Source organism: Streptomyces sp. P9-2 (assembly GCF_051903975.1).
GTDB lineage: Bacteria > Actinomycetota > Actinomycetes > Streptomycetales > Streptomycetaceae > Streptomyces > Streptomyces cellulosae.
In genome coordinates this window covers 217,534-240,069 of the sequence record NZ_CP192634.1, presented here as the reverse complement: position 1 = coordinate 240,069, position 22,536 = coordinate 217,534, and the positions used below count along the sequence as shown (strand labels likewise).

29 protein-coding genes are annotated in these 22,536 nt (G+C 72.9%); 18 read left to right on the top strand and 11 right to left on the bottom strand.

Annotated elements, in window-relative coordinates; translation table 11 throughout:
• The first annotated feature begins 116 nt into the window (after positions 1-116).
• From ACQY0Z_RS33730 to ACQY0Z_RS33705, 6 genes are all read left to right on the top strand, one after another.
• Positions 117-806: a DJ-1/PfpI family protein gene (locus ACQY0Z_RS33730; protein WP_347224531.1), complete on the top strand. Its 690-nt coding sequence runs from the start codon at positions 117-119 to the stop codon at positions 804-806.
• Between the two features lie 40 nt (positions 807-846).
• Positions 847-1,191, top strand: a complete 345-nt coding sequence (locus tag ACQY0Z_RS33725) for a hypothetical protein (RefSeq protein WP_189900090.1) — start codon at positions 847-849, stop codon at positions 1,189-1,191.
• Positions 1,192-1,273: 82 nt separating this feature from the next.
• A complete protein-coding gene (gene rpmG, locus ACQY0Z_RS33720) occupies positions 1,274-1,438 on the top strand; it encodes a 50S ribosomal protein L33 (RefSeq protein WP_006130960.1) in 165 nt (54 codons plus the stop codon).
• Between the two features lie 92 nt (positions 1,439-1,530).
• Positions 1,531-1,788 carry a type B 50S ribosomal protein L31 gene (locus tag ACQY0Z_RS33715; protein ID WP_189900092.1) on the top strand — a complete coding sequence of 86 codons (258 nt, stop codon included), beginning with the start codon at positions 1,531-1,533 and terminating at the stop codon, positions 1,786-1,788.
• Between the two features lie 44 nt (positions 1,789-1,832).
• Entirely contained in the window at positions 1,833-1,955 is a 123-nt protein-coding gene (gene ykgO / locus ACQY0Z_RS33710) for a type B 50S ribosomal protein L36 (protein WP_006130958.1), read from the top strand.
• 301 nt (positions 1,956-2,256) lie between these two features.
• Entirely contained in the window at positions 2,257-3,321 is a 1,065-nt protein-coding gene (locus ACQY0Z_RS33705; RefSeq protein WP_254588011.1) for an NAD(+)/NADH kinase, read from the top strand.
• A 13-nt stretch (positions 3,322-3,334) separates the two neighbouring features.
• Here ACQY0Z_RS33705 and ACQY0Z_RS33700 read toward each other — a convergent pair whose 3' ends face one another.
• The 3 genes from ACQY0Z_RS33700 to ACQY0Z_RS33690 form a co-directional block, all read right to left on the bottom strand.
• The gene (locus ACQY0Z_RS33700; protein WP_189900096.1) at positions 3,335-3,757 is read right to left on the bottom strand and encodes a DUF6003 family protein; all 423 of its coding nucleotides are present in this window, start codon (positions 3,755-3,757) and stop codon (positions 3,335-3,337) included.
• Between the two features lie 224 nt (positions 3,758-3,981).
• Entirely contained in the window at positions 3,982-4,245 is a 264-nt protein-coding gene (locus ACQY0Z_RS33695) for a hypothetical protein (RefSeq protein WP_439813473.1), read from the bottom strand.
• A gap of 107 nt (positions 4,246-4,352) precedes the next feature.
• Complete coding sequence (locus ACQY0Z_RS33690; RefSeq protein ID WP_189900098.1) at positions 4,353-4,730, bottom strand: signal peptidase I; 378 nt, start codon at positions 4,728-4,730, stop codon at positions 4,353-4,355.
• A gap of 63 nt (positions 4,731-4,793) precedes the next feature.
• Between ACQY0Z_RS33690 and ACQY0Z_RS33685 the strand changes: the two genes are divergently transcribed.
• Positions 4,794-5,222, top strand: a complete 429-nt coding sequence (locus ACQY0Z_RS33685; protein WP_189900100.1) for a DUF6228 family protein — start codon at positions 4,794-4,796, stop codon at positions 5,220-5,222.
• Positions 5,223-5,317: 95 nt separating this feature from the next.
• On the opposite strand, the gene ACQY0Z_RS33680 is transcribed toward ACQY0Z_RS33685, so the two are convergent.
• Positions 5,318-5,761, bottom strand: coding sequence for an Rrf2 family transcriptional regulator (locus tag ACQY0Z_RS33680; RefSeq protein WP_189900101.1), 444 nt, complete (start codon positions 5,759-5,761; stop codon positions 5,318-5,320).
• Positions 5,762-5,920: 159 nt separating this feature from the next.
• On the opposite strand from ACQY0Z_RS33680, the gene ACQY0Z_RS33675 reads away from it, so the two are divergent.
• The 3 genes from ACQY0Z_RS33675 to ACQY0Z_RS33665 all read left to right on the top strand — a co-directional run bounded on the left by ACQY0Z_RS33675 (position 5,921) and on the right by ACQY0Z_RS33665 (position 7,148).
• Positions 5,921-6,391, top strand: coding sequence for a nuclear transport factor 2 family protein (locus tag ACQY0Z_RS33675; protein ID WP_347224533.1), 471 nt, complete (start codon positions 5,921-5,923; stop codon positions 6,389-6,391).
• A gap of 135 nt (positions 6,392-6,526) precedes the next feature.
• Complete coding sequence (locus ACQY0Z_RS33670) at positions 6,527-6,796, top strand: hypothetical protein (protein ID WP_189898169.1); 270 nt, start codon at positions 6,527-6,529, stop codon at positions 6,794-6,796.
• Positions 6,797-7,016: 220 nt separating this feature from the next.
• Positions 7,017-7,148 carry a hypothetical protein gene (locus tag ACQY0Z_RS33665; RefSeq protein WP_275981529.1) on the top strand — a complete coding sequence of 44 codons (132 nt, stop codon included), beginning with the start codon at positions 7,017-7,019 and terminating at the stop codon, positions 7,146-7,148.
• Between the two features lie 68 nt (positions 7,149-7,216).
• On the opposite strand, the gene ACQY0Z_RS33660 is transcribed toward ACQY0Z_RS33665, so the two are convergent.
• Positions 7,217-7,681: a DUF4190 domain-containing protein gene (locus ACQY0Z_RS33660; protein ID WP_254588631.1), complete on the bottom strand. Its 465-nt coding sequence runs from the start codon at positions 7,679-7,681 to the stop codon at positions 7,217-7,219.
• 250 nt (positions 7,682-7,931) lie between these two features.
• Here ACQY0Z_RS33660 and ACQY0Z_RS33655 point away from each other — a divergent pair, with 250 nt between their 5' ends.
• The 6 genes from ACQY0Z_RS33655 to ACQY0Z_RS33630 all read left to right on the top strand — a co-directional run bounded on the left by ACQY0Z_RS33655 (position 7,932) and on the right by ACQY0Z_RS33630 (position 15,404).
• Positions 7,932-9,020, top strand: coding sequence for a LacI family DNA-binding transcriptional regulator (locus tag ACQY0Z_RS33655; protein ID WP_189898171.1), 1,089 nt, complete (start codon positions 7,932-7,934; stop codon positions 9,018-9,020).
• Positions 9,021-9,444: 424 nt separating this feature from the next.
• Positions 9,445-10,686: a sugar ABC transporter substrate-binding protein gene (locus ACQY0Z_RS33650; protein WP_439813472.1), complete on the top strand. Its 1,242-nt coding sequence runs from the start codon at positions 9,445-9,447 to the stop codon at positions 10,684-10,686.
• A gap of 5 nt (positions 10,687-10,691) precedes the next feature.
• On the top strand, positions 10,692-11,669 hold the full coding sequence (locus ACQY0Z_RS33645) for a carbohydrate ABC transporter permease (protein ID WP_439813471.1): 978 nt from the start codon (positions 10,692-10,694) through the stop codon (positions 11,667-11,669).
• Entirely contained in the window at positions 11,666-12,550 is an 885-nt protein-coding gene (locus ACQY0Z_RS33640) for a carbohydrate ABC transporter permease (protein ID WP_189898174.1), read from the top strand. Before ACQY0Z_RS33645 ends, ACQY0Z_RS33640 begins: the two co-directional genes overlap by 4 nt.
• Before the next feature lie 63 nt (positions 12,551-12,613).
• Entirely contained in the window at positions 12,614-13,816 is a 1,203-nt protein-coding gene (locus ACQY0Z_RS33635; protein ID WP_189898176.1) for a glycoside hydrolase family 1 protein, read from the top strand.
• A gap of 175 nt (positions 13,817-13,991) precedes the next feature.
• Positions 13,992-15,404: a glucoamylase family protein gene (locus ACQY0Z_RS33630; protein WP_439813470.1), complete on the top strand. Its 1,413-nt coding sequence runs from the start codon at positions 13,992-13,994 to the stop codon at positions 15,402-15,404.
• 18 nt (positions 15,405-15,422) lie between these two features.
• Here ACQY0Z_RS33630 and ACQY0Z_RS33625 read toward each other — a convergent pair whose 3' ends face one another.
• The gene (locus tag ACQY0Z_RS33625; protein WP_189898179.1) at positions 15,423-15,710 is read right to left on the bottom strand and encodes a muconolactone Delta-isomerase family protein; all 288 of its coding nucleotides are present in this window, start codon (positions 15,708-15,710) and stop codon (positions 15,423-15,425) included.
• A gap of 48 nt (positions 15,711-15,758) precedes the next feature.
• Between ACQY0Z_RS33625 and ACQY0Z_RS33620 the strand changes: the two genes are divergently transcribed.
• Positions 15,759-16,187 carry an OsmC family protein gene (locus ACQY0Z_RS33620; protein WP_137207266.1) on the top strand — a complete coding sequence of 143 codons (429 nt, stop codon included), beginning with the start codon at positions 15,759-15,761 and terminating at the stop codon, positions 16,185-16,187.
• 462 nt (positions 16,188-16,649) lie between these two features.
• Here the strand turns inward: ACQY0Z_RS33620 and ACQY0Z_RS33615 are convergent, their stop codons facing one another.
• From ACQY0Z_RS33615 to ACQY0Z_RS33605, 3 genes are read right to left on the bottom strand one after another with little or no spacing between them, the layout of a single operon-like run.
• Positions 16,650-17,462 carry a polysaccharide deacetylase family protein gene (locus ACQY0Z_RS33615; RefSeq protein WP_439813469.1) on the bottom strand — a complete coding sequence of 271 codons (813 nt, stop codon included), beginning with the start codon at positions 17,460-17,462 and terminating at the stop codon, positions 16,650-16,652.
• Positions 17,463-17,516: 54 nt separating this feature from the next.
• The gene (locus tag ACQY0Z_RS33610; protein ID WP_439813468.1) at positions 17,517-18,434 is read right to left on the bottom strand and encodes a DMT family transporter; all 918 of its coding nucleotides are present in this window, start codon (positions 18,432-18,434) and stop codon (positions 17,517-17,519) included.
• Positions 18,435-18,447: 13 nt separating this feature from the next.
• Positions 18,448-19,296, bottom strand: a complete 849-nt coding sequence (locus ACQY0Z_RS33605; RefSeq protein ID WP_439813467.1) for an SDR family NAD(P)-dependent oxidoreductase — start codon at positions 19,294-19,296, stop codon at positions 18,448-18,450.
• Between the two features lie 152 nt (positions 19,297-19,448).
• On the opposite strand from ACQY0Z_RS33605, the gene ACQY0Z_RS33600 reads away from it, so the two are divergent.
• A complete protein-coding gene (locus ACQY0Z_RS33600) occupies positions 19,449-20,621 on the top strand; it encodes an MGDG synthase family glycosyltransferase (protein ID WP_189898545.1) in 1,173 nt (390 codons plus the stop codon).
• A gap of 9 nt (positions 20,622-20,630) precedes the next feature.
• On the opposite strand, the gene ACQY0Z_RS33595 is transcribed toward ACQY0Z_RS33600, so the two are convergent.
• Both ACQY0Z_RS33595 and ACQY0Z_RS33590 read right to left on the bottom strand, forming a co-directional pair.
• The gene (locus ACQY0Z_RS33595; protein WP_189898546.1) at positions 20,631-21,404 is read right to left on the bottom strand and encodes a ribonuclease BN; all 774 of its coding nucleotides are present in this window, start codon (positions 21,402-21,404) and stop codon (positions 20,631-20,633) included.
• 284 nt (positions 21,405-21,688) lie between these two features.
• Positions 21,689-22,525 carry an MBL fold metallo-hydrolase gene (locus tag ACQY0Z_RS33590; RefSeq protein ID WP_189898186.1) on the bottom strand — a complete coding sequence of 279 codons (837 nt, stop codon included), beginning with the start codon at positions 22,523-22,525 and terminating at the stop codon, positions 21,689-21,691.
• Between the last annotated feature and the right edge of the window lie 11 nt (positions 22,526-22,536).

Sequence of the window (22,536 nt, the reverse complement as noted above, 5' to 3'; positions counted from 1 at the left end):
CCGTCGGGACCTGGCCCTCGTGCCCATGGGCCCCCGCGCGGCGGCTCGTTAGCTTCGGTGGCGTCCGCGTCCGGCCGGACCGGAGACCGGACGCCCCACCGGAGGAAAGACCGCCCATGCATGCCCAGATCGTCCTGTTCGACGGCTTCGACCCGCTCGACGTCGTCGCCCCCTACGAGGTCCTGTACGCGGGAGGCACCGCGTCCGGCGGGGCGCTCACCGTCGAGCTGGTCACCGCCGAGGGCCCGCGCGAGGTGGTGAGCGGCACCGGCGCCCTCACCCTGCGCGCCACCGGCACGCTCGCCCCGCGTGCGGCCGACCTGGTCGTCGTCCCGGGCGCCTCGGGACGGGTGGGGGAACCCGGCGAGGTGCCTGACGTGGACGCGGGGGAGGGGGAGTGGCGGCAGGACGAGTTCGTCCCCGTCCTGCTGGGCCGCGCCCTGAACACCCCGCTGCCCGCGCTCCTCAAGGAGGCGCTGGACGACCCGTCGGTGACCGTCGCCACGGTGTGCGGCGGCTCGCTGGTGCCCGCCATGGCCGGCCTGCTGGAGGGCCGCCACGCCACGACCCACCACCTGGGCCTCGACATGCTCGACGCGTCCGGCGTCCACGCGGTGAACGCCCGAGTCGTCGACGACGGCGACCTGGTCAGCGGCGCCGGCGTCACCTCCGGCCTCGACCTGGGCCTCTACCTGCTCGAACGGGAACTGGGCCCGCGCATCGCGCACGCCGTCGAGACCCTCTTCGCCCACGAGCGCCGCGGCACGGTCTGGCGCGCCACGGGCCCCGCTCCGGCGGCACTGTGACACCTGCCCCCGCCCGCCTCACCACAGGAGCCACTCGCACATGACCGCCGACACCGACCGGACCGCCTCCCTCGAAGGCGTCTGGGACCTGACCGTCGCCACGCCCGTCGGCCGTATCAAGGCCGTCGTCGAGTTCCGCCGCCGGGACGGCTCGCTCACCGGCGTCGCCTCCGGGGCGGGCGAGGACGTACCGCTGCGGGACATCGCCGTCGACGGCCCCCGCGTCACCTGGAAGCAGTCGGTCACCAAGCCCCTCCGGCTGAACCTCGCCTTCGCCGTCGACGTCCACGGCGACACCCTGGAGGGCACCTCGCGCGCCGGCCGTCTGCCGGCCTCGAAGGTCACCGGGACACGCCGGACGACACCGGTGCGAAGGACGGAATAGGGGACCGGGGGTCGCTGTTACACCTGCTGCCTGACATGCGCGAGTCATTCGACTCGGGCGGTGACGGCGGAAGGAGCACCTCATGGCACGCAGCACGGCACGCCCGGTCGTCAAGCTGAAGTCCACGGCCGGCACCGGCGTCACCTACGTGACGCGCAAGAACCGTCTGAACGACCCCGACCGGCTGGTTCTGCGCAAGTACGACGCGGTCGCCGGACAGCACGTCCTCTTCCGCGAGGAGCGCTGACGCGCGCGGACCGCGCGCGGACCGCGCGCGAGGTCGTCGACAACCCCGGCTCCGCCGCTCCCGGGCGGCGGAGGCCGCGAGAAAGGACACCCATGAGGCACGGCATCCACCCCGTCTCCCGTCCGGTCGTCTTCCGTGACCGCGCGGCAGGGTTCCAGTTCCTGACCCGCTCCACCCTCGACTCCGACAGGACGGTCGAGTGGGAGGACGGCACGACGTATCCGGTCGTCGACGTGGAGATCTCGTCGGCGAGCCACCCGTTCTGCACCGGCACGGCCCGCGTCCTCGACACCGCGGGACGCGTGGAGCGCTTCGAGCGGCGCTACGGCGCCGCCACGGCCGGCCGCTGACCGGACCCGGCCCTCGTCCAGGGCCTTCCCACCAGGAGTACGTGATGAAGGTACGCAAGTCCCTGCGCTCGTTGAAGGCCAAGCCCGGCGCCCAGGTGGTGCGCCGCCGGGGCGTGACCTTCGTGATCAACAAGAAGGACCCGCGCTTCAAGGCCCGCCAGGGCTGACCCGGGGCCGGCGAGCCGCAGGCACCACGACGTCCGGACGGTCCGGCACCGCACTGCGCGGTGCCGGACCGTCGGCGTGTCCGCGCGCAGTGCGGTGCGGAGCCGTCGGCGTGTCCGCGCGCGGTGCGGTGCGGAGACGTCGGCGTGTCCCCGAAACCCCGCCATGCCGGCCGTCGGCGTGTCCCCGCGCGCTCGTCCGGTCGTGCGGGGTCCACGCCGCGCGGCCAGGATGGGAGGGACGTCGCGGGACCGGGCGGGGTGATGCCGCCCCGGCGGGGCGCACGGCAGCCGGGAGGCGGAGATGACGGTGAACCGGGTCGGCATGGTGGTGCACGGCGGACACCGCGAGGCGGTGGCGGCCGCCGACACCGTCCGCGCATGGTGCGCGGAGCACGGCATCGCCTGCAAGGACGTCGACGTGTGGGACGACGGCGACCGGCACAGCGCCCGCCAGGAGGTGGCCGCCGCAGGCGACCCGGACCTGGTCGTCACCCTGGGAGGCGACGGCACGTTCCTGCGCGGCGCCCGGCTGGCCGCGGCCGCGGACGCCCTGGTCCTCGGCGTCGACCTCGGCCGGGTGGGCTTCCTGACCGAGGTGCCCATGACCGAGGTGCGCTCCGCACTGGACGCGGTGTACGAGGGCCGCCTCGACGTCGAGGAGCGGATGCTGCTGACGATGCGCGCCTCCCGCCGCCTGGAGGTCCCCTCGGACATCGAGGCGCTCATGCGGTACGGACGAGGCCCGCTGCTGCCGCCGACCAGCGTGCGGCCCGACTGCGAGTCGGGCGGCGAGTGGGGCATCCCGCTGGACGTGGCCGCCCTCAACGACGTGGTCCTGGAGAAGCTCGCCCGGGACCGGCAGATCTCCGTCGGCGTCTACATCTCCGGCCGGCTGCTCGCCTCGTACTCCGCCGACGCGCTGCTCGTCGCGACCCCGACCGGCTCGACGGCGTACAGCTTCGCCGCCGGCGGGTCGGTCGTGTCACCGCGCGCGGAGGTACTGGTGTTCACGCCGGTCGCGCCGCACATGACCTTCAACCGCTCGGTCGTGGCCGCGCCCGACGAACCCGTCGGACTGCGCATCCTGGAGCGGTCCGGGCGGGCGGCCGTCAGCGTCGACGGCCAGGTCCGCGGCGTCATCGGCCCGGGCGACTGGATCGGCGTGTACGCGTCCCCGCACAAGCTGCGCGCCGTACGCCTCGGTCCGATGGACTTCTACGGCCGGCTGCGTGAACGCATGAATCTGACCGACGCGCCGGCGGCGGTCGCCGACGGCACGCCCGCCCCGCTGTGGCCCGTGAGCACCCCTCCGCCGGGCGACCTGGCCCACCTCGCCATGCCGGAGAGCCCGGTCGCGCAGCCCTGACGCGCCTCGCGTATCAGTGGACGAGGGACTTGACGGTCGTCAGATCCTCACCGGTCAGTTCGGCGATCCGGTGCGCCGGAACCCCGGCCGCGACGGCACGGGCGAGCAGCGCCTCACGGCCCTCGGCGCAGGAGCGGTAGGCGAGCAGTTCCTCCTCCATCTTCGCGACGTCGTAGGGGGCGTTGAGCTGCCGTACGCGGATCAGCTCCTCGTCCCCGAGGGGCACGGGCAGCCGCTCGGCGTCCTCCGGAACGGCGGAGGTCTCCTCGGGCGGCAGCAGCCGCAGCCCCGGCGAGGTCACGGTGACGCCCTGCGCCTCCAGCCACGCCCGCACGGCCGGCGTGTCCAGGAAGGACGCGTCCTCCACGGCGGCGAGCGGCACCCCCAGCGGCACGGCGGGGTCGTCGAACAGCACCAGATAGGCGTCGTCGGTCATGGTCGGTACCTCCTGCAAGGGCGTGTGGTCCCACTCCGTGTGGTCCCGCTCCGGTGGACCTCCCTCTACCCCTGATCCGGCGGTCCACGACAAGGCGTCACCCCCCCGGAGCGAGGCCCGCGCGAACGGGTGTGGTCCATACGGCTTGCTGTTTCCGTGCCTGCTGATCGCCCGCGCCTGTGCGGAGGTTACGCGGTGGCGTACCAATCGGCGGGGCCGGCCTCTCAGAATCCCGAGGCGGGGACGAAGCGCGGCCACCACGGGGGCACGCCGTCAGGGCACGGCGGAGTGGCGGCGCCCTGCCAGAAGACCGAGACGGCACACCGGACGACCCCGAGGAGCGTCACCGCGAGGGCGAAGGTGCGGAGGAGTGGACGGCTTGCGGCCAGGGCGCCCACCGCGAACCAGGCCGGCAGCAGGACCGTCCAGAGACCCGGGACGAACAGCCGTAGCAGGAAGCCGCTGTTGGCCGCGTTGTTCACTCCCACGTCGCAGGCGGCCCACGACGGAGAAGCAGCGCAGTCGGTACCGCGAGAAGCAGAGCCGCCGCCGCTCCGACGCCCCCGTGGAAGACGCGGATGTATGCCCCTGTCACTCAACGCCTTCCGTTCCCGGTCACCTTGTAACCGGGAACGGAAGGCCAACGGACCGTCAGCACCACGGACTCCTCCTCCGCGAACCAGGAGTGATCGACACCCTTGCCCCACACGACGTAGTCACCCTGCTCGGCCAACAGGACGCTGCGACCGGGCAGTTCCACCCGGAAGCGTCCGCTGACGAGGACCAGAAGCGCGGTGCGCTCCTCACCCGTGACCCACCGGGCCCGCTCGTCACCCTTCGGGTGAACGCCCCACTTGATCTCCACGTCCTCGCTGTGACGGGGATCGGAGGTTTCCTTGAAATGCCCCAGCAGCCACCCCCTGTCCAGCGCGGCATCCTTGCCGGCGTTGCCCACGTACACGCTGTCGGTCATGGTGACGGACGGTAGCAGCCGCCCCGCCGCAGTGCCCTCAGCCCGGGCCTCTAGTCTGCTGGGGTGATCGACTATGACGAGTCCGGCGCCCTCGTGGTCCAGGTGGCCGAGGGTTTCCTGCTGTCGGAACCGATCCGACCGTACGAAGGCGACCCGTCGCTCTACTTCCTCGTCCAGGCTCGCGGGCGCTGGGGGAGCGTCGGGACCACGGTGGAGACGTGGGACGGCGACGGCCTCGACACCTTCCTCGCCTCACTTGCGGGAGACTTCCGTGGCTGGCAGGGAGCGCGCACGTGGCACTCGCTCTGCGACGACCTGACCCTCTCGGCGGAGCACCACTCCGGTGGCTATGTCCGACTGACGTGGGTGATCAGCGACGGGGCGCCCACGGAGGAATGGCGGTTCGAGACCAGCACATGGCACGAGGCAGGGGAGGACATGCGCACCCTGGCCGCGGACATCCGCGCGTTCATCGCGAGCGTCGCGGACTGAGCTCGGCCTGCGCCCGCCGTCCGCTCCGGCGGTGGATCGAACGAGTTCGGCGCGGGATTCCGTCTCCATCCGTGCGCACGGGGCCGCCCAGTTGATCAGAGGGGCCGGCGAGGTGCCGCGAGTACGTCTGTGAGTACCTTCTCGAGCGTGACGCCGGCCAGTTGGTGTCTCAGGGTCTCCTCGATGTCCTGGTAGATGTCCCGCATCGCCGGCTGGATGCCGTGACCCACCACGCATCCCTGGTCCGGGGTGGTGCGGTGCATCGCGAACAGCGGGCCGGGTTCCACTGCCTCGTACACGTCGAGCAGGGTGATCGACCCCAGCTCGCGCGCCAGCGACCAGCCCGCGCCCGCGCCTCGCCGGGACTCCACGAGCCCGGCCCTGCGCAGCTCGCCGAGCAGCCGCCTGATCACCACGGGGTTGGTGTTCACGCTGGCAGCGATCCCCTCGGAGGTGGCGACCTCGTGGCCCTGACGCTGGTAGAGACCGATCCAGGCCAGCGCGTGGGCGGCAATGGTCAGCCTGCTGTTGGCGCTCATGATGCCTCCTCCGGTCGCAATGCTCCACGTTACGACAGCACAGTCGTAACAGTGAAGGTTGCGACAATCCGTTGTAACAATTACTGTTGCGACGGTTGAAGAGTCGATCAGTGGCAAGCGTGGACCGTGGGCGTGCCGCGAACTCGGAGGAGAGCAGGAATGGAAAGTAACGAAAAGATCATTCGTGAGGCTTACCGGCTCGCGGAAGGGGACATCCTCGACGGTGACGGTTTCCTGGCCTTGTTCACCGAGGACGGGTCGTTCAACGACATGTCGACCTCGCAGACTTTCCGCGGGGAGCAGATTCCTCAGGTGATCGCGGGTCTCGCCCGCTCGTTCCCCGATGTGCACCGTGAGCTGCTCGCGGTGCACGCGTTCGGTGATGTCGTCGCCGTCGAGTTGCGCATCCAGGGCACGCATCTCGGAGGGTTTCCGACTCCGGCCGGCGAGATCCCGCCGACCGGGAACCGGATCGACGTGCCGGCGGCGGACCTCTGGTACCTCCGTGACGGAAAGATCGAAAGGTTCAACTGCTACAACTCGATGAGCGTGTGGCTTGACCAGATCGGGGTCCACCCTGACTTCAAGGCCGCAGTCGAAGCCGGCGAGGCAGCAGCCGCGACGGCGTGACTCCGCTGTTCAGCGCCGGGTATGCGACAGGGAAGTCCCTTCCGCGGGCCGCATACCCGGCGCTGCTTCTCCAACAAGGGCGTCACGACATGTGCGGCCCAGGCATGCGTCGGGTGAGGAGTCCCGCGTCCGCATGTGTCGTCCGCTCCCTGGTGGACGCCACGCGGCTTCAGCCTGCCGCACACCGCAGCGCCCGCCCCGATGCGCGTCTTCCTCGTGCGGACGGTCGGGGTCGGTGCGGGCGCCGTGGGACTGCTCGTCATGTGTTCCAGTCTCGGCGGCGTCCTGGGCGCGTTGCTCGCGACGCGCCTCTGCCGCCGTCGGGGCAGCGCACGGGCGATGGTGCTCAGCCAGGCGGTGGCCTGCCCCTTCGCTCTGCTGTTGCCCCTCACCACCTCTGGTTGAGGCCTGCTGTTCTTCGCGACGGGAGCCTTCGTGCTGGGAGTCGGGGTGTCCATGGCGAACGTCGTCATCGGCACGTTCCGCCAGAGCTACTGTCCGCCGCGCGTGCTGGGGAGGGTCTCCTCGGCCCTCGACGGCCACCGACCAGGGCACGATCGCGATCGGCTCCGCCCTCGGCGGCTTCCTCGGACCGGCCATCGGCACGCGCCCCACTCTGCGGGTGATGACGGCTCCCCTCGCCCTCACCCGGATGCTCCTGGCGCTCAGCCCTGCGGGCAGGGCACGCGAACTGCCGCTCGCCGCCGTCCCGGCACGGCACACCGGACCGGCGGCCGACGCGCCGTCCCCCGCCTGACCGCACGGCTCGTCGCACACGAGTGGGGCGCGGCACACGCGCCCGCGCCCCCCCCGCACCGAAGACCCCTACCGCTCGTCGACCTCCCGGTCGAAGTCCCGCGCGCAGTCCTGCCGTTCGCTCTGGCTGTTCGCCTGCTCGACGCAGTCCTGGTAGCTCTTGAACTCGTCGCTGTTGATCACCGCGACGCCCATCGCCAGCAGCACCGACGACACCACCAGCGCCAGCGCGCCCAGCACCGCGCCGACGACCGCCATCGTCCCGTTCGTCGCCACGCCTCGTCTGCCGCGCCGGAACCCGAGCACACCGAAGATCACGGCCAGCAGGCCCAGCACGATGCCGCCGAACGCCGTCCAGAACAGCAGGACGCCCACGATGCCCAGGACCAGCGCCGCGATGCCGAAGCCGTTGCGCCGTTCACCCGTGCCTGCCGGCTGTCCGTGCCTCGTCGGCTGATCATGCCCCGCCGGTTCGCCGTAGCCCATCTGCTGCCCGTGGCCCGTCGGCTCAGGGTGCCCATGTGTCGAAGTCATCCGCGGCTCCTCTTCGTATGAAGGATCGTCAGGTGCACTCGCCCCGTCCGTGTGCCCGGACCCGCCGTCCACATGCCGGACGTCCCTCATGGCACCCGTGACACGGCACAGCGGAGTGGCCCCGCCCGGCCCTGTCTCGCATTCCGCCCTTGTGCCCTGACCTGCGCCACCCCTACGATGAATGCGCTTTCATCACCGTCACCGGCACCCCACCCACACCCTCCGCGCGCACAGACCAGGGATGACCCCCATGAGTACCGCCCCCACGGTGTACGACGTGGCCGAACGCTCCGGCGTGTCCATCGCCACCGTGTCCCGCGTCTACCGCAACCCCGACTCCGTGCGCGCGCAAACCCGGGAGCGGGTGCTCGCCGCCGCGCGCGACCTCGGCTACGTGCCCAGCGGCAACGCGCGCGGACTCGCCAGCCGCTCCACCGGCGTCCTCGGCCTCTGCTTCCCCGACTACGCCGACCCGGACACCGACGCCGAGGACGACGACGCGGCGATGCTCTACTCCGACCAGATCATCCGCGGCATGGAGCGCGCCGCCCGCCGACACGGGTACGCCCTCCTCATCGCCGCGTCCCTCAAGGGCGGCCCCGAGAGCCTCGTCGCCAAGGTCGCCGGACGCGTCGACGGCTTCGCCGTGATGGCCCGCACCGTGCCCACCGAGGAGCTCGAAGGCATCTCCCGGCGCCGCCCCGTCGTCATGCTCGCCGGGCCCCGCGAGGACGGCGACCATCTGGACCACCTCGACCACATCGAGGTCGCCAACTTCGACGGGCAGCGGGAGCTGACCCGCCACCTCATCGAGGACCACGGCCTGCGCCGCCTCGCCTTCGTCGGCTCCGCCGAGGAGTCCCCGGACGTCGAGGCCCGCTTCCAGGGCTTCCTCGCCGCCTGCCGCGCCGCCGGCGTCGACACCCCCGAGGAACCCGCCGTGCGCGCCGCCATGATGACCCAGGCCGAGGGCGCCCGCGCCGCCGATGCCCTCTGCGACCGCGACGGCCGGCCCCCGCAGGCCCTCGTCTGCGCCAACGACCAGATGGCCGTCGGCGCCCTCCACGCACTGGAGCGCCGCAGGCTGACCGTGCCGGACGACGTCGCCGTCACCGGCTTCGACGGCATCCCCCTCGGCCGGCTCGTCCGCCCCACGCTCACCACCGTCCGCCAGCCCATGCTGCGGATGGGGGAGGAGGCGGTCGAACTCCTCGTACGCCGCCTCAGCGGCACACCCGGCACCGACCCCGTCTCCCTGATGCTCCCCGTCACCGTCGCCCGCCGCGCCAGCTGCGGCTGCGGCCCCGAGGAGCAGACCGCCGTCGCCATCGGGGCCTGACGGCCGCCCCCGCGAGCCGGCGGCACACGCGGTCGCCCCCACACCCGTACCGCGGCGCCCACACCCGCGCCCCGCCCCCAGGGCGAGCGGACGGCTTCTGCAGCCGCGCCTGAACACCTCCACCACACCCCGTTCACCACACCCCCACGGGACGTATCTCACACCCGCTTCCGCAGGCTCCACCCCCGCCTTAGGTTGCTGACAGGGCCTTGTGCCGTCCCTGGGGGTGTCCGCCTGCCGCGATGAAACAGCGCGCAGGTGAACGCCCCTTTTTCGCGCCCTTTCACGTCCACGAAGGGGCGCACCGCAGCCGTTACCGGAGTGTGACCCAGCTCCCCCTTGTCACGGCGGAGCCCCTCCCTCAGAGTCATGTATGCGCTTACAGAATGCGCATACATCAGGAACGCTCGAGGAGGAGCAGTCCATGCACCGCGCCACACCTGCCGCGATCGCCCTCACCGTGGCGTCCGCGCTCACCCTCACCGCCTGCGGCGGCTCCGGTGGCGCGGACGTGGACGCCGACGCCGAGCAGACGCTCACCGTCTGGGCGATGGGCACCGAGGGCGAGAAGCTCGCCGAGGTCGCCGACGTCTACGAGAAGTCCCACCCGAACATCACCGTGAAGGTGACCCCGGTCGGCTGGGACGTGGCGCACCAGAAGCTCGTCGCCGCGGCCGCCGCGGGCAAGCTGCCCGACGTCATGCAGATGGGCGGGACCTACCTCGGGGAGTTCGCCGACATGGGCGTCCTCGAACCGGTCGACACCAAGACGGTCAAGGAGGGCGACTTCTTCCCCGCCGCCTGGGAGCAGGCCTCGTACGACGGCGAGACGTACGGCGTGCCCTGGTACGTCGACACCCGCGTCCTCTTCTACCGCACCGACCTCGCCCGCAAGGCCGGCGTCGCCAGGACGCCCGCCACCATGGACGAGCTGCTGAAGGCCGCCCAGGCCCACCAGGACAAGGCGAAGACCAAGTGGGGCCTGTCCATCCAGCCCGGCGGCCTGGACACGGTGCAGAGCTTCTACCCGTTCCTGTACTCCTCCGGCGGCGAGATCATCGACGAGGACGGCAAGGCCGCCGTCAACAGCCCGGAGGCCGTCAAGGCGCTGGAGACCTACGGCGAGTTCTTCGCCAAGGGCGTCAGCGAGAAGGCGGTCCGCCCCGGTTACGACGTGACGAAGGACTTCAACACCGGCGACGTGCCGATGTTCTTCGGCGGCCCGTGGATCATGTCGCTGCTCGACGAGAACTACCCGGACATCAAGGGCAAGTGGGCCGTCGCCCCAGTGCCGGCCGGCAAGGAGTCCGTGTCGATGGCCGGCGGGTCCAGCCTCGCCGTGTCCGCCGACAGCGAGCACAAGGCCGCCGCCAGGGAGTTCATCTCCTTCCTCACCGACGCCAAGGGCCAGTCAGACTGGTACGAGCGCACCCGTGACCTGCCCGCCAACCAGCAGGCCTGGAAGACCGGCAAGCTCGCCACCGACCCCAAGCTGAAGGTCTGGCGCGAGCAGATGGAGACGGCGAGGACCACCCCGTCGCAGCCCCGGCTGACCGAGATCACCTCCAAGGTGGACTCCGCCATCGAGTCGGTCACCCAGGGCAAGTCCAGTGCCAAGGACGCCCTGGACAAGGCGCAGGCCGAGATCGAAGGGCTCGTGGGGTAACCGGCATGCCCCTGCTGACCAAGGCGGCCGCCGATCCCGCGGCCCCGGTGACCAAGACCGGCCCGGACGGGCCGCCGGGAGACGGGCGGCGTCCGCGCCGCCCGCTCGGCCGGCACAACCTCCACGGCTGGCTGTTCTCCACGCCGTTCCTGGTGCTGTTCGCCGTCTTCATGGCCTTCCCGATCGTTGCGACGCTCCTGATGAGCTTCACCGACTTCGGGGCCCGCCACGTCACCCGCCCCCTGGAGGCGGAGTTCGTCGGCCTGGAGAACTACACCAAGCTCTTCGAGGACGACCGCTTCCTCAAGGCCCTGTTCAACACGGCGTACTTCGTGGTCGTCGGCGTGCCGCTGACCGTCCTGCTCGGACTGCTCGTCGCGATCCTGCTGAACAACGGCATCGACCGCGCCCGTACGTTCTTCCGGGTCGGCTTCTACGCCCCCGTGGTCACCGCCGTCGTCGCGGTCGCCGTCGTCTGGCGGTTCGTCCTCGACCCGTCCGACGGACTGATCGCCGGCCTCGCCGCCGAACTGGGCATGACCGCGCCGGACTTCCTCGGCTCCGAGACCTGGGCCATGCCCTCGCTCATCGCCATGGCGGTGTGGCGCAACCTCGGCACCGTCATGGTGCTGTTCATCGCCGGTCTCCAGGCCATCCCCGCCGACGTGCGGGAGGCCGCCCGGCTCGACGGCGCGGGCGCCTGGCAGGAGATGCGCCGCATCACCGTGCCGCTGCTGCGGCCGACCATGCTCTACGTCACCGTCATCACCACCATCGGCTACCTCAACGTCTTCGAGGAGCCGTTCGTGATGACCCAGGGCGGCCCGTCCGACGCGACGCTGACGGTGTCCCTGGACATGTACCGCGAGGGCTTCAACTTCTTCCACATGGGCTATGCGAGCGCCATGGCGTACGTGCTGTTCGTGGTCATCATGGGCATCACGGTGCTCCAGCTCCGACTGCTGAAGGACAACACCCGATGAGCGCCCCCACCACGACCGCGCGCCCGGTGCCCGCGCAGGACCGCCCCCGCGGCCGGGGCCGTGTCCGCACCCCCGTGCTCTACACGGTCGCCTCACTCGGTCTGCTGGTGATGTCCGCGCCGTTCCTGTGGATGGCGCTGTCCGCCTTCAAGACCCGCCGGGACCTCACCGCGAGCCCGCCGGTGTGGATCCCGTCGGAGTGGACGCTGAGCAACTTCACCGCTCTGCTCGACCAGCTCGACATGGAGCGGTACTTCCTGAACAGCCTGATCGTGGCCGTACTGGTCACCCTGTGCAACCTGTTGTTCTGCTCCATGCTCGGCTACGCCCTGGCCAAGCTGGAGTTCACCGGCCGGTCCAAGGTGTTCGGCGTGGTGCTGGCGGCCCTCATGGTCCCCGGCAACCTGCTGATCCTTCCGCTGTACGTGCTGATGACGAAGCTCGGGCTCATCGACACCTACGCCGGTCTCGTCCTGCCCTTCGCGGCCGGGGCGTTCGGCGTGTTCCTGATGCGGCAGTTCATGCAGTCCATCCCCGACGAGCTGCTGGAGGCGGCCCGGATCGACGGCGCCGGCGAGTGGTACATCTTCTGCCGCATCGTGCTGCCGCTGGTGAAGCCCGCCCTCGCCACGCTGACGATCTTCACGTTCCTCGGCTCGTGGAACAACTTCGTCTGGCCGCTCATCGCGACCAACGACCCCGACAAGTACACCCTGCCGGTCGCCCTGGCCACCTTCGCCAACGATCCCAACCGGACCGTCGGCGGCGGCAACGGCATGCTGATGGCGGGCTCCCTGCTCGTCGTCCTCCCGGTGCTGCTCGTCTTCGTGGTCCTCCAGCGCCACTTCACCCAGGGCATCGCGACCGCCGGACTCAAGTGACCGGTCCCGCCCGCCCGCCCGTCACACCGGCACCGCCCCACCCCCACCAGAGAGACAAGGACGATGACGCGTACCTCCCTGCCCTTCCCCGACGGCTTCCTGTGGGGGGCGTCCACCGCCGCCCACCAGATCGAGGGGAACAACGTCAACAGCGACTGGTGGCGGAAGGAACACGACCCGGCGGCGAACATCGCGGAACCCAGCCTGGACGCTTGCGACAGCTACCACCGCTGGGAGCAGGACATGGACCTGCTCGCGGAACTCGGCTTCACCGACTACCGGTTCAGTGTCGAGTGGGCCCGTATCGAGCCGGTGCCCGGCACCTTCTCGCACGCCGAGACCGCGCACTACCGGCGCATGGTGGACGGCGCCCTCGCCCGCGGTCTGCGGCCCATGGTGACCCTGCACCACTTCACCGTGCCGCAGTGGTTCGAGGACCTCGGAGGCTGGACCGCCGACGGCGCGGCCGACCTGTTCGCCCGCTACGTCGAGCACTGCGCCCCGATCATCGGCAAGGACGTCCGGCACGTCTGCACCATCAACGAGCCCAACATGATCGCCGTCATGGCGGGCCTGGCCAAGACCGGCGACCAGGGCTTCCCGCCCGCGGGACTGCCCACCCCCGACGAGGAGACCACCCACGCGGTCATCGCCGCCCACCACGCCGCCGTCAAGGCCGTACGGGCCATCGACCCGGACATCCAGGTCGGCTGGACCATCGCCAACCAGGTGTACCAGGCGCTGCCCGGCGCCGAGGACGTCACCGCCGCCTACCGGTACCCCCGCGAGGACGTCTTCATCGAGGCCGCGCGCGGCGACGACTGGATCGGCGTGCAGTCCTACACCCGCACCAAGATCGGCGCCGACGGCCCGATCCCCGCGCCCGAGGACGCCGAGCGCACCCTCACCCAGTGGGAGTACTACCCGGCCGCCGTCGGCCACGCCCTGCGCCACACCGCCGACGTCGCCGGCCCCGGCATGCCGCTGATCGTCACCGAGAACGGCATCGCCACCGCCGACGACGCCCGCCGCGTCGACTACTACACCGGCGCCCTGGAGGCCGTCTCCGCCGCCCTCGAGGACGGCGTGAACATCCACGGCTACCTGGCCTGGAGCGCCCTCGACAACTACGAGTGGGGCTCCTACAAGCCGACCTTCGGCCTCATCGCCGTCGACCCGGTCACCTTCGGGCGCACCGCCAAGCCCTCCGCCGTATGGCTCGGCGAGATGGGCCGCACCCGGCAGCTGCCGCGCGCCGAGCGCTGACCCGCGCCTTCCCGCGCGCCGCCCCCGGACCCGGGAGCCGGTGGGCCCCTGACACCCACCGGCTCCCGCACCCCCTCCGCACCACCCCCGCAACACCCCGCACCGCACGACGCCCCGACGGCCGGAGCCCCCGTCGCCCGGCCGCACCCCGCCCTTCCCCGAAGGCAGGAGCCGCATGAACCGTCGTACGTTCCTCACCACCGCCACCCTCACCGCCGCCGCCTCCGCGACCGCCCTCGCCGGCGCCGCACCCGCCGCGGCGGGCGGCAGCACCGGGCGCGCCCCGCTCCGCACCTGGTTCGAGGCGACCCACCGTTCCCTCGAGGCCATGACCACCGACTTCGGCCTCACCACCGACAAGATGGACGTCAGCGGCACGGGCGCCCCCGCCCTGTCCGCGCAGACCTCGCCCACCAACATCGGCTGCGGCCTGTGGACCACCGTCGCCGCCGCCGGACTCGGCGTCATCGACTCCGACACCCTGCACCGCCGCCTGACCCGCACCGTCGCCGCCGTCGAACGGCTGGAGCGCGCCCACGGCTTCTGGCTCAACTGGTACGACGCCCACGACGGCTCGCTGCTGACGACCTGGCCGGAGACCGGCGACCCGGTGCGGCCCTTCCTCTCCAGCGTCGACAACGCCTGGCTGGTCACCGGCCTGATGATCGCCGCCGACGCCGACCCGTCGCTGCGCCCCCGCGTCGCCCGTCTCCTCGAGGACGCCGACTGGTCGTACTTCTACACGCCCTACGACCCCGCCGACCCGGTCGCCGGCCCCGGTCAGCTCCGCGGCGGCTACTGGCCCGACAAGCCGGGCAAGGGCGAGCCGACCGGCCACCACTACGGCGCCCTCAACACCGAACCCCGCATGGCGAGCTACCTCGGCATCGCCGACGGCTCCCTCCCGCCGGAGCACTACTGGCACGTCTTCCGCACCCTGCTGGCCGGCATGGAGCAGGAGCAGGAACCCGAGGGCGCCTGGGTCACGATCGACGGCGTCCGCGTGTGGCAGGGCCACTACACCCACCGGGGCCGCAAGCTCGTCCCCACCTGGGGCGGCTCCATGTTCGAGGCGCTGATGGTGCCGCTGTTCGTGCCCGAGCCCGAGTGGTCCCCGCGCTCCTGGGGCACCTCGCACCACCGCTACGTCCGCGGCCAGATCGACCACGGCCTGCAGGAGGCCGGCTACGGCTACTGGGGCTTCTCGCCCGCCAACATCCCCGACGGCGGCTACAGCGAGTACGGCGTCGACGCCCTCGGCATGCAGGAGGAGGGCTACAACCCCAAGGGAGTGGTCACCCCGCACGCCTCCTTCCTCGCCCTGCCCTACGAGCCCGCCGCGGCCGTCGCCAACCTCACCGCGCTGGACCGCGACTTCGGCGCGTACGACGACCGCTACGGCTTCCGCGACTCGGTCGACACCGCGACCGGCCGGGTGAGCGACTTCGTCCTCGCCCTCGACCAGGGCATGGTCGCCGCCGCGCTCGCCCAGCAGTTGCGGCCGGGCCTGCTGCAGCGCCCGTTCCGCACGGGCGGGTTCCGCTCGCGTGTGAAGCCGCTGCTGGCGAAGGAGCGGTTCAGCATCTGACCTCGCTGGGTGCGCGGGTCAGGCGGTGGGGTCGTTGGGGTGCGTCTCCAGTTCCGTGACGACCGCGGTCATCCACGGCCACAGGGGCAGGGTGCCCAGCACCTCCTCGCGCAGCGCCGCCTCGTCCTCGGCACGCCACAGGCCGATGCTGCGCCGCTCCCCTACGGGCCGCCACAGACGCGCCAGATGCCCGGAGGCCGCGAGCTCGCGCGCGCGTACGGCCTCCCGCGCACGGACCCGGTCGACCTCGGCCGGGTCCGTGCCGTCGGGGACGGTGGTGGTGAGCTCCACCAGAAACTCCCGCATGTCGTTCTCCTCTCGGGGTGCCGGCCGCTTCGGGACTACTGTCGACGCATGAGCGAAGCGTCCAAGCGTTCCGTCGTCGTCGAGCGCACGAGCACCGGCCAGTTCATCGCCACCAACCCGCGCGGCGGGACCGTACGGTTCGGCACCGACGGGGGTGACGCCTTCACCCCCGTCGAACTGCTGCTCGCCGCCATCGGGGGCTGCTCGGCGGCCGACGTCGACGTCGCCACGGGCCGGCACGCCGAGCCCACCCGGTTCACCGTCGAGGTGAGCGGCGACAAGATCAGCGACGAGCAGGGCAACCGCATGACCGACCTGCGGGTCACCTTCCACATCGCCTTCCCGGACGAGGAGGGCGCCGACCGCGCCCGCGCGATCCTCCCGCGCGCGGTGAAGGCCTCCCACGACCGCCTCTGCACGGTCAGCCGCACGGTGGAACTCGGCACACCGGTCACGACGGAGATCGCGGAGGACTGAGGCTCCGCGCGCACACGAGCGCCCGGCGCCGGCGCGCCCGGCGTGGTGGCGTGCTCGCGTGCGCTGCTCCAGCCGTGGGCGGGCGGCCATGCGTGGGACTGCCGGACCGGGGGAGCGGCGTCGGGCTCCCACCCTTGCGGTTCCGCGCGCGGGTGGTCCCACGCGTGCCGCGAGCGAGGTGAGGACGCCGGTCCACAGACCGGTGGTCCCCATGCGTGCGCTGTCCCGCCAGGCGGGACGTCGCGCCCGGAGTGTGGTGCCGTGCTCGCGAGCGGCTGCTCCAGCCGCGGGCCGACGGCCCTAGGCGGGACGGCCCCGGACCGGGGGAGCGGCGTCGGGCTCCCACCCTCGCGGTACTGCGCGCCGGCGGCCCCCACGCGTGCCGCGAGCGACGGGACGACGTTCGTCCACAGCGCGGAGGGCCGGCGCCCTTGTCCACGGGCCACTGGGCGGTACGGTGCCTCACCCATGCCGTGACCGGCCATGCTCCAGCGGCCGGCGCGGCACAGCGCCCGACCGGCCCAGCACCCGGGGAGCCGTCGCGTGCACCTCCGCCGCCGTGCCGTGGTCCGCCAGGGGGCCGACCGTCCAGCCCGCCGCTCGCCAGTCCGCCACCAGGTCGGGCAGCGCGCCCAGGGTGGCGTGCCAGCAGCCCGGGGCCGCCGTGCGGTCGGTGTCGTGGAGGAGGACCGTGCCGCCGCCGCCCAGGTCCGCCTCGACCGTGGCGCGTACCGACGCCGGGGTGGCCGACGCCGTCCAGTCCCGGCCCCAGGCCGTCCACAGCACCGGGCGCAGCCCCGCCGCGCGGGCGGCCGCCCACCGGCCGGAGGTCAGGATGCCGTACGGCGGCCGGTACCACCGTGGGGTCACCCCCGTGACGTCCTGAACCGCCTCCACCGCACGGCGCAGGGCGCGTACGTCCCGCACCGGCGTCGGCAGCCACGGCCGGCCGTGGCTCCATCCGTGCACGGCCACCTCGTGCCCCCGCCGTGCCGTCTCCCGTACCACCCCGGGATGCCGTACGACCGCGTCGCCGAGGACGAAGAACGTCGCCCGCACGCCGAGGCCGTCCAGCGTGTCGAGGAAGCGGGGGGTCGAGACCGGGTCGGGGCCGTCGTCGAAGGTCAGGGCGACATGACAGGGGTGCCCCGCGCCGGCGAGGCGGGGGGACAGGCGCCTGCGCACCACGGGCAGCCACGTGGCCGCGGGACCGAAGTGCGTCAGGGCGGCCGCGGCGAGCGGCAGTGCGGCGGCCCGGGACACGGATTCGGGCATGGCGGTGACCTCCTGATCACGCGGACTGACCTCACGGACCGACCACGCGGACGCTCACGGCGGGCGGGACACCCGCTGCTGCGCCGCGGAGCCCGGGCCGTCCCGCACCCTGGCCTGGTCCCAGCCGCCCCCGACCGACGGCGCGCGCGCCAGGCCGACGCTGCCCGCGCCCATCAGCGCGATGCCGATCAGCTCCGGAACCACTCGCGCGCCGAGGTTGATCTGCTCCCCGAACAGCGCCCACCCGAGAGCCACACTGGTGAGCGCGTCACCGAGGGTCAGGGCGGGCTGCGACGCGGCCAGCGTGCCCGCCCGGAACGCGGCCTGCAGCAGCAGGAACGCGGCGATGCCCACCACGGCGGTGGCGTAGAGCGGCCAGGTCGACAGGACGGCGACGGGGCCGTCCGGGATCAGCCCGGTGACCTCCTTGAGCAGCGCGGCCGTCGCCGAGAACAACACGGCGGACGCCAGCCCCAGCAGCGCGGCGCGCGGCGCGCCCCGGACCGTACGGGACGCCGCCACCAGCCCCAGCACCAGCGCCACCAGGGCCGTCCCCGCCGGCCACCAGCGCCCGGGTATCGCCATGGCCCGCCCCGACGTCGGCGCCGCCGCCGTCAGGAAGAGGGACAGGCCCGCCGCGAGGGCCACGAAGGCCAGCCAGGTTCTCAGGTCCGGCAGACGGCGGAACACCACGCTCCCGACCGCCAGGGTGAACAGCAGCTCGGCCGCCATCAGCGGCTGCACCAGCGCGAGACTGCCCACGCCGAGCGCCGCCGCCTGGAGCACCGTCGTCAGGGCGAGCATCCCCGCGCCCGCCACCCAGTACGGCCGCCGCAGCACGTGCCCCAGCCAGCGCAGCGCCTGCCGCAGCCCCTTGCCGCTCGCCGGCTCGTCGGCGGCGGCCCGCCGCTGCAGCACGGAGGCCGCGGCGTTCGCCAACGCCGCGAGAAGCGCCAGGGCGACGGTCAGCACGCCGCGGCGCCGCTCATCCGAACGTGGCGGCCAGCCGCCGGTACAGTCCCGGCGCCGCGCCGCGCACCCTGGCCGGAAGACGCAGCCACCCGGGGACGTAGACCTCGTTCCGCCCCCGGACGACGGCACGCCACACGGCGTCGGCCACCCGCTCCGGCGGCACCGGCCGGGGCCGGTTCCGCACGTAGGGCGTGCCGCGCCGGTCGAAGAACGGCGTGTCCACCACCCCCGGCACGACGAGGGTCACGCCCACGCCCGTGCCCTGCAGCTCGTAGCGCAGCGCGTCCGCGAAGACCGCCACCGCAGCCTTCGACGCCGAGTACACCGCCTCGCCCTTCACCCCGACGGCCCCCGCGAGCGACCCGACGAGCACGACCCGTCCGGAGCCCGCCTCCACCATGTGGGGGAGCACCTGGCGCACCAGACGCAGCGTGGTCAGCAGATTCACCTCCATCACCTCGTCGAAGGCACGCCGGGTCATCGTGGTGAAGTCGCCGGCCCAGCCCACCCCGGCGCACGCCACCAGCAGATCCAGGTGTCCCACCTCGTCGAGCGCGAACCGGGTCAGCCGCCGCTCGGCGGCCGGGCGGGTGAGGTCCTCGGCGAACACCGCGGCGGGCGCGTGCGCGGCCGTCTCGGCCAGACGCCCCGCGTCCCGGCCGTTCAGCACCAGCCGCCACCCCTCCGCGGACAGCCTGCGCGCCACGGCGGCGCCGATGCCGGAGGAGGCTCCGGTCACCAGGGCCGTCCCCGGCCGCGTCGCCGCCGCGCCGGGAGGCTCCCGTACGTCGTCGGGGAACGGCGCCGGCGTCCGGGTGTCGGAGGCGCCGGCCGTACCGGCGCGGGAGGGTGCGTGGGGCATGGGCTGACCTCGGCTGCTGGGCGGACACCGGAAGCGGCCGGCTGGACCACTCCCGTCGTCCGGGAGGGGGTGAGCCCGGAGTATCCAGGTCAGGGACGCCCGAAACGCCCGGCGGGCGTTTCACCGGCGCGCCGACGGTGACTCAGCATGACGTGCTCCCGTCCTCCCCGGCCCCGCACCACCGGGGCGCCGCCCGGCAGGCCGGCGCCCGCCGCGTGCTGGTGCTCAGCGCGAGCATGGGAGCCGGCCACGACACGGTGGCCCGCGAACTCGTCCGCCGCGCCCGCGCACAGGGCCACCAGGCGGACGCCGTCGACCTCATGCGGCTGCTCCCGTACGGCACGGGCTCCGGGCTGCGGGCCTTCTACCGGACGTCGGTACGCCACGCCCCCTGGGTGTACGACGGCCTCTACCGGGCGTTCCTGCGCCCCGGTGACCACGCCCGCCCCAGCGGCGTCCCGCTCGCCCGGCTCGCCGCCGACGGGCTGGAGCGGCTCGTCGCACGGACCGGCGCGGACGTGGTCGTGCCCGTCTTCCACCTGGCCGCGCAGCTCACCGGCCACCTCAGGACGCTGGGCCGGCTGCGCGTCCCCAGCGCGGTGTTCGTCCTCGACTTCGCCGTGCACCGGCAGTGGCTCCACCCGGGCAACGACGCCTGCCTCTGCCTCACCGGCCAGGCCGCCGACGACGTACGCCGGGCCGTCCCCGGCACGCACGTCGAGGTCACGGGCCCGGTCGTGGCGCCCGAGTTCCTCACCCCCGCCCCGGGCGCCGACGACTGGCGCAAGCGGTTCGAGCGGTACGCCCCCGGACGACCGCCCGTCCTGCTGTCCGCCGGCGCCTGGGGCGCCGCGGCGGGCCTCGGTGAGACCGCCCGCCTGCTGGCCGGCGCGGGCCACCTCCCCGTGGTGCTGTGCGGCCGTAACCAGGCGCTGCGGTCCCGCACCGCCCGCGTGCCGGGCGCGCTCGCCCTGGACTGGGTGACGGACATGCCGGGCCTGCTGCACGCGGTGCGCGCGCTCGTGGACAACGCGGCGGGCCAGACCGCCGTGCAGGCCCTCGCCGCCGGACTGCCCGTGATCGGTCACCGCCCGCTGCCCGGACACGGCGCCGACGGGGTCCGCCGGATGGCGGAACTGGGCCTCTCCGAGGCCGCCCACGACAGCCCCGCCCTGCTGGACGTCCTGCACCGGATCGTCACCGGGAGCCCCGGGGAGCGCGAACGGAGGGCCGCGCGCGGACGCTCGGTCTTCCGCGCCGACGTCATGGAACGTGCGGTCGCCCTGGCCGACCGGTCCGCGGTCCCGCCTCCCGGCGCGGAGTGAGCCGGGGTCTCACTCCGCGCCGACCCGCTCCCGCTCCTCCTGCTGGTGCCGGTGGCCGAAGTGACGGAGGAAGCCGTGGTGGGTCAGGAGCCAGTGCCCGAACAGGGCGCCGCCGTACACGACGAAGCCCACGCCGATCAGCCAGGACTCCACGACCAGGACCACGCCGACCGTGCCGTAGCTGACGGCGTTGTCCACGATCAGCGGGGTGAACACGTAGTACGAGAAGATCCGCAGGCCGACCAGGCCCACCATGGTGGCGACCGCGCCGGGGAACAGGTCGCGCCAGCGGACCTGCCCGCCCAGCAGGAAACGCTGGCCCCACCAGAAGAACAGCACACCGGCCGCCGTCGACAGGGTGATCCGCTCCGGCCCGTACAGCAGCGTGCGCGTCCGCACCTCCTGGTACAGGAACGCGGTCAGCACGGCCAGCCACAGCGCCTGCCGCCACACCCGGTGCCAGGGGCCGGGCGGCAGCCGCCACACCCGCTCGTAGCCGTTCTGGACGCTGCCGCCCAAGGCGATCCCGAACACGGCGAGCGCCAGACCGCCCCACACGCTGGTCGTGCCCACCACCTTGCGGGGCGGGCTGAAGATCTCCGTGAGGACCCGCGCGGACCGCCCGGTCAGACCCATGCCGTCCGCCAGCCAGGTGGCGAAACCGCCCCGGCCCAGCGGGTCCGCGGCGGCGACGACGATCAGCAGCGGCGCCAGCGTCACCAGCGCGAGGGTGGCGAAGCCCATGGCCCGGTGCATCAGCTCCAGTTCCCGGCCCCGCGCCATCAGGGCATGGGCGCCCAGCCACCTCCAGCTGTTCTGGAGCACGCCGAGGTACCGCCTCACGGTGCCCCTCCTTCGCCTGCTCGGGCACGCGCCGCGAAGTGACCCGCGGCCGGACCGGACCGTCTCGTGCCACGCCGGGGGCGGACCGGGCGCCGCACGGCGACCGCACCGCTCTCCGCGTTCATCATCCGGCGACCGCGACGGGACCCGCCACTTCGCCCGTCCCGCCGCGACCGCGGGACGCCCGCCCGCGACGGCCGTCCTGGGTGGCACAAGGCCAGGGTTCAGCGGCGGGTGTCCCCGCCGACCGTCACCCGTTCACCCGGCCGGCAGCGCATGATCCGCCCGCCGTGCCCGCGCCGGGCCGCCTCGGCGAGGAAGTCGGAGAGCGGGGAGCGGAAGACGCCGTAGTCGTCGTGGTGGACGGGCAGCGCCCGGTGCGGACGGATCACGTCCAGCAGGTCCGCGCCCTGCTCACCGTCCATGGTGACGAGCAGCCCGCCGGGCAGCGTGGTCCCGCCCAGGTGCAGTACCGCCAGATGGATGTCGGGACACCGGCGGGCGATCTCCCTCAGCCCGTCGAACATCAGCGTGTCGCCCGAGAGGTACATGACCAGGCGGACACGGCCGGAGCGGTCGCCGAACTCCAGCAGGCTGCCCATCACCGGCGGCAGCAGACGCTGCGCCGGACCCGGGGCGTGCCGGCCGGGCAGCGCGGTGACGCGGACCAGGGAGTCGCCGCGCAGCAGGGTGTGGCTCTGCCAGGTGCGCAGGCCCACGGCGCGGTGGAAGCCGAACAGCCCCTGGAGGACGCGGGAGGCGTGCGGGGTGGTCAGGAACGGCAGCCCCCGGTCCAGATGGCGCCGGGCCACCCGGTCGAAGTGGTCGCCGTGCAGATGCGACAGCACCACCGCGTCCAGGTCGGCGTGCGGGAGATCGGTGACGTCCACGGCGGGCTCGGTCAGCCGGCGCGACACCAGGCCGTAGCCGAGGTGGGCGAGCTGCCCGCGGTGCAGGAAGTTCGGATCGGTCAGCAGGGTCAGACTGCCGTAGCGGATCAGCAGGGTGGCGTTGCCGATGAACTGCACCCTGACGGTGCCCGCAGGCGGTGTGCGCTCCACAGCGACCTCCC

Excerpts from the sequence above, each read along its gene's own strand:
- ykgO (WP_006130958.1), top strand. The coding sequence starts at position 1,833 with ATGAAGGTACGCAAGTCCCTGCGCTCGTTGAAGGCCAAGCCCGGCGCC.
- ACQY0Z_RS33705 (WP_254588011.1), top strand. The coding sequence starts at position 2,257 with ATGACGGTGAACCGGGTCGGCATGGTGGTGCACGGCGGACACCGCGAG.
- ACQY0Z_RS33595 (WP_189898546.1), bottom strand. The coding sequence starts at position 21,404 with ATGGCGCGGGGCCGGGAACTGGAGCTGATGCACCGGGCCATGGGCTTC.
- ACQY0Z_RS33655 (WP_189898171.1), top strand. The coding sequence starts at position 7,932 with ATGAGTACCGCCCCCACGGTGTACGACGTGGCCGAACGCTCCGGCGTG.
- ACQY0Z_RS33675 (WP_347224533.1), top strand. The coding sequence starts at position 5,921 with ATGGAAAGTAACGAAAAGATCATTCGTGAGGCTTACCGGCTCGCGGAA.
- ACQY0Z_RS33660 (WP_254588631.1), bottom strand. The coding sequence starts at position 7,681 with ATGACTTCGACACATGGGCACCCTGAGCCGACGGGCCACGGGCAGCAG.
- ACQY0Z_RS33690 (WP_189900098.1), bottom strand. The coding sequence starts at position 4,730 with ATGACCGACAGCGTGTACGTGGGCAACGCCGGCAAGGATGCCGCGCTG.
- ACQY0Z_RS33665 (WP_275981529.1), top strand. The coding sequence starts at position 7,017 with ATGACGGCTCCCCTCGCCCTCACCCGGATGCTCCTGGCGCTCAGCCCT.
- ACQY0Z_RS33645 (WP_439813471.1), top strand. The coding sequence starts at position 10,692 with ATGCCCCTGCTGACCAAGGCGGCCGCCGATCCCGCGGCCCCGGTGACC.
- rpmG (WP_006130960.1), top strand. The coding sequence starts at position 1,274 with ATGGCACGCAGCACGGCACGCCCGGTCGTCAAGCTGAAGTCCACGGCC.
- ACQY0Z_RS33640 (WP_189898174.1), top strand. The coding sequence starts at position 11,666 with ATGAGCGCCCCCACCACGACCGCGCGCCCGGTGCCCGCGCAGGACCGC.
- ACQY0Z_RS33680 (WP_189900101.1), bottom strand. The coding sequence starts at position 5,761 with ATGAGCGCCAACAGCAGGCTGACCATTGCCGCCCACGCGCTGGCCTGG.
- ACQY0Z_RS33615 (WP_439813469.1), bottom strand. The coding sequence starts at position 17,462 with ATGCCCGAATCCGTGTCCCGGGCCGCCGCACTGCCGCTCGCCGCGGCC.
- ACQY0Z_RS33730 (WP_347224531.1), top strand. The coding sequence starts at position 117 with ATGCATGCCCAGATCGTCCTGTTCGACGGCTTCGACCCGCTCGACGTC.
- ACQY0Z_RS33625 (WP_189898179.1), bottom strand. The coding sequence starts at position 15,710 with ATGCGGGAGTTTCTGGTGGAGCTCACCACCACCGTCCCCGACGGCACG.
- ACQY0Z_RS33630 (WP_439813470.1), top strand. The coding sequence starts at position 13,992 with ATGAACCGTCGTACGTTCCTCACCACCGCCACCCTCACCGCCGCCGCC.
- ACQY0Z_RS33715 (WP_189900092.1), top strand. The coding sequence starts at position 1,531 with ATGAGGCACGGCATCCACCCCGTCTCCCGTCCGGTCGTCTTCCGTGAC.
- ACQY0Z_RS33700 (WP_189900096.1), bottom strand. The coding sequence starts at position 3,757 with ATGACCGACGACGCCTATCTGGTGCTGTTCGACGACCCCGCCGTGCCG.
- ACQY0Z_RS33650 (WP_439813472.1), top strand. The coding sequence starts at position 9,445 with ATGCACCGCGCCACACCTGCCGCGATCGCCCTCACCGTGGCGTCCGCG.
- ACQY0Z_RS33620 (WP_137207266.1), top strand. The coding sequence starts at position 15,759 with ATGAGCGAAGCGTCCAAGCGTTCCGTCGTCGTCGAGCGCACGAGCACC.
- ACQY0Z_RS33725 (WP_189900090.1), top strand. The coding sequence starts at position 847 with ATGACCGCCGACACCGACCGGACCGCCTCCCTCGAAGGCGTCTGGGAC.
- ACQY0Z_RS33635 (WP_189898176.1), top strand. The coding sequence starts at position 12,614 with ATGACGCGTACCTCCCTGCCCTTCCCCGACGGCTTCCTGTGGGGGGCG.
- ACQY0Z_RS33605 (WP_439813467.1), bottom strand. The coding sequence starts at position 19,296 with ATGCCCCACGCACCCTCCCGCGCCGGTACGGCCGGCGCCTCCGACACC.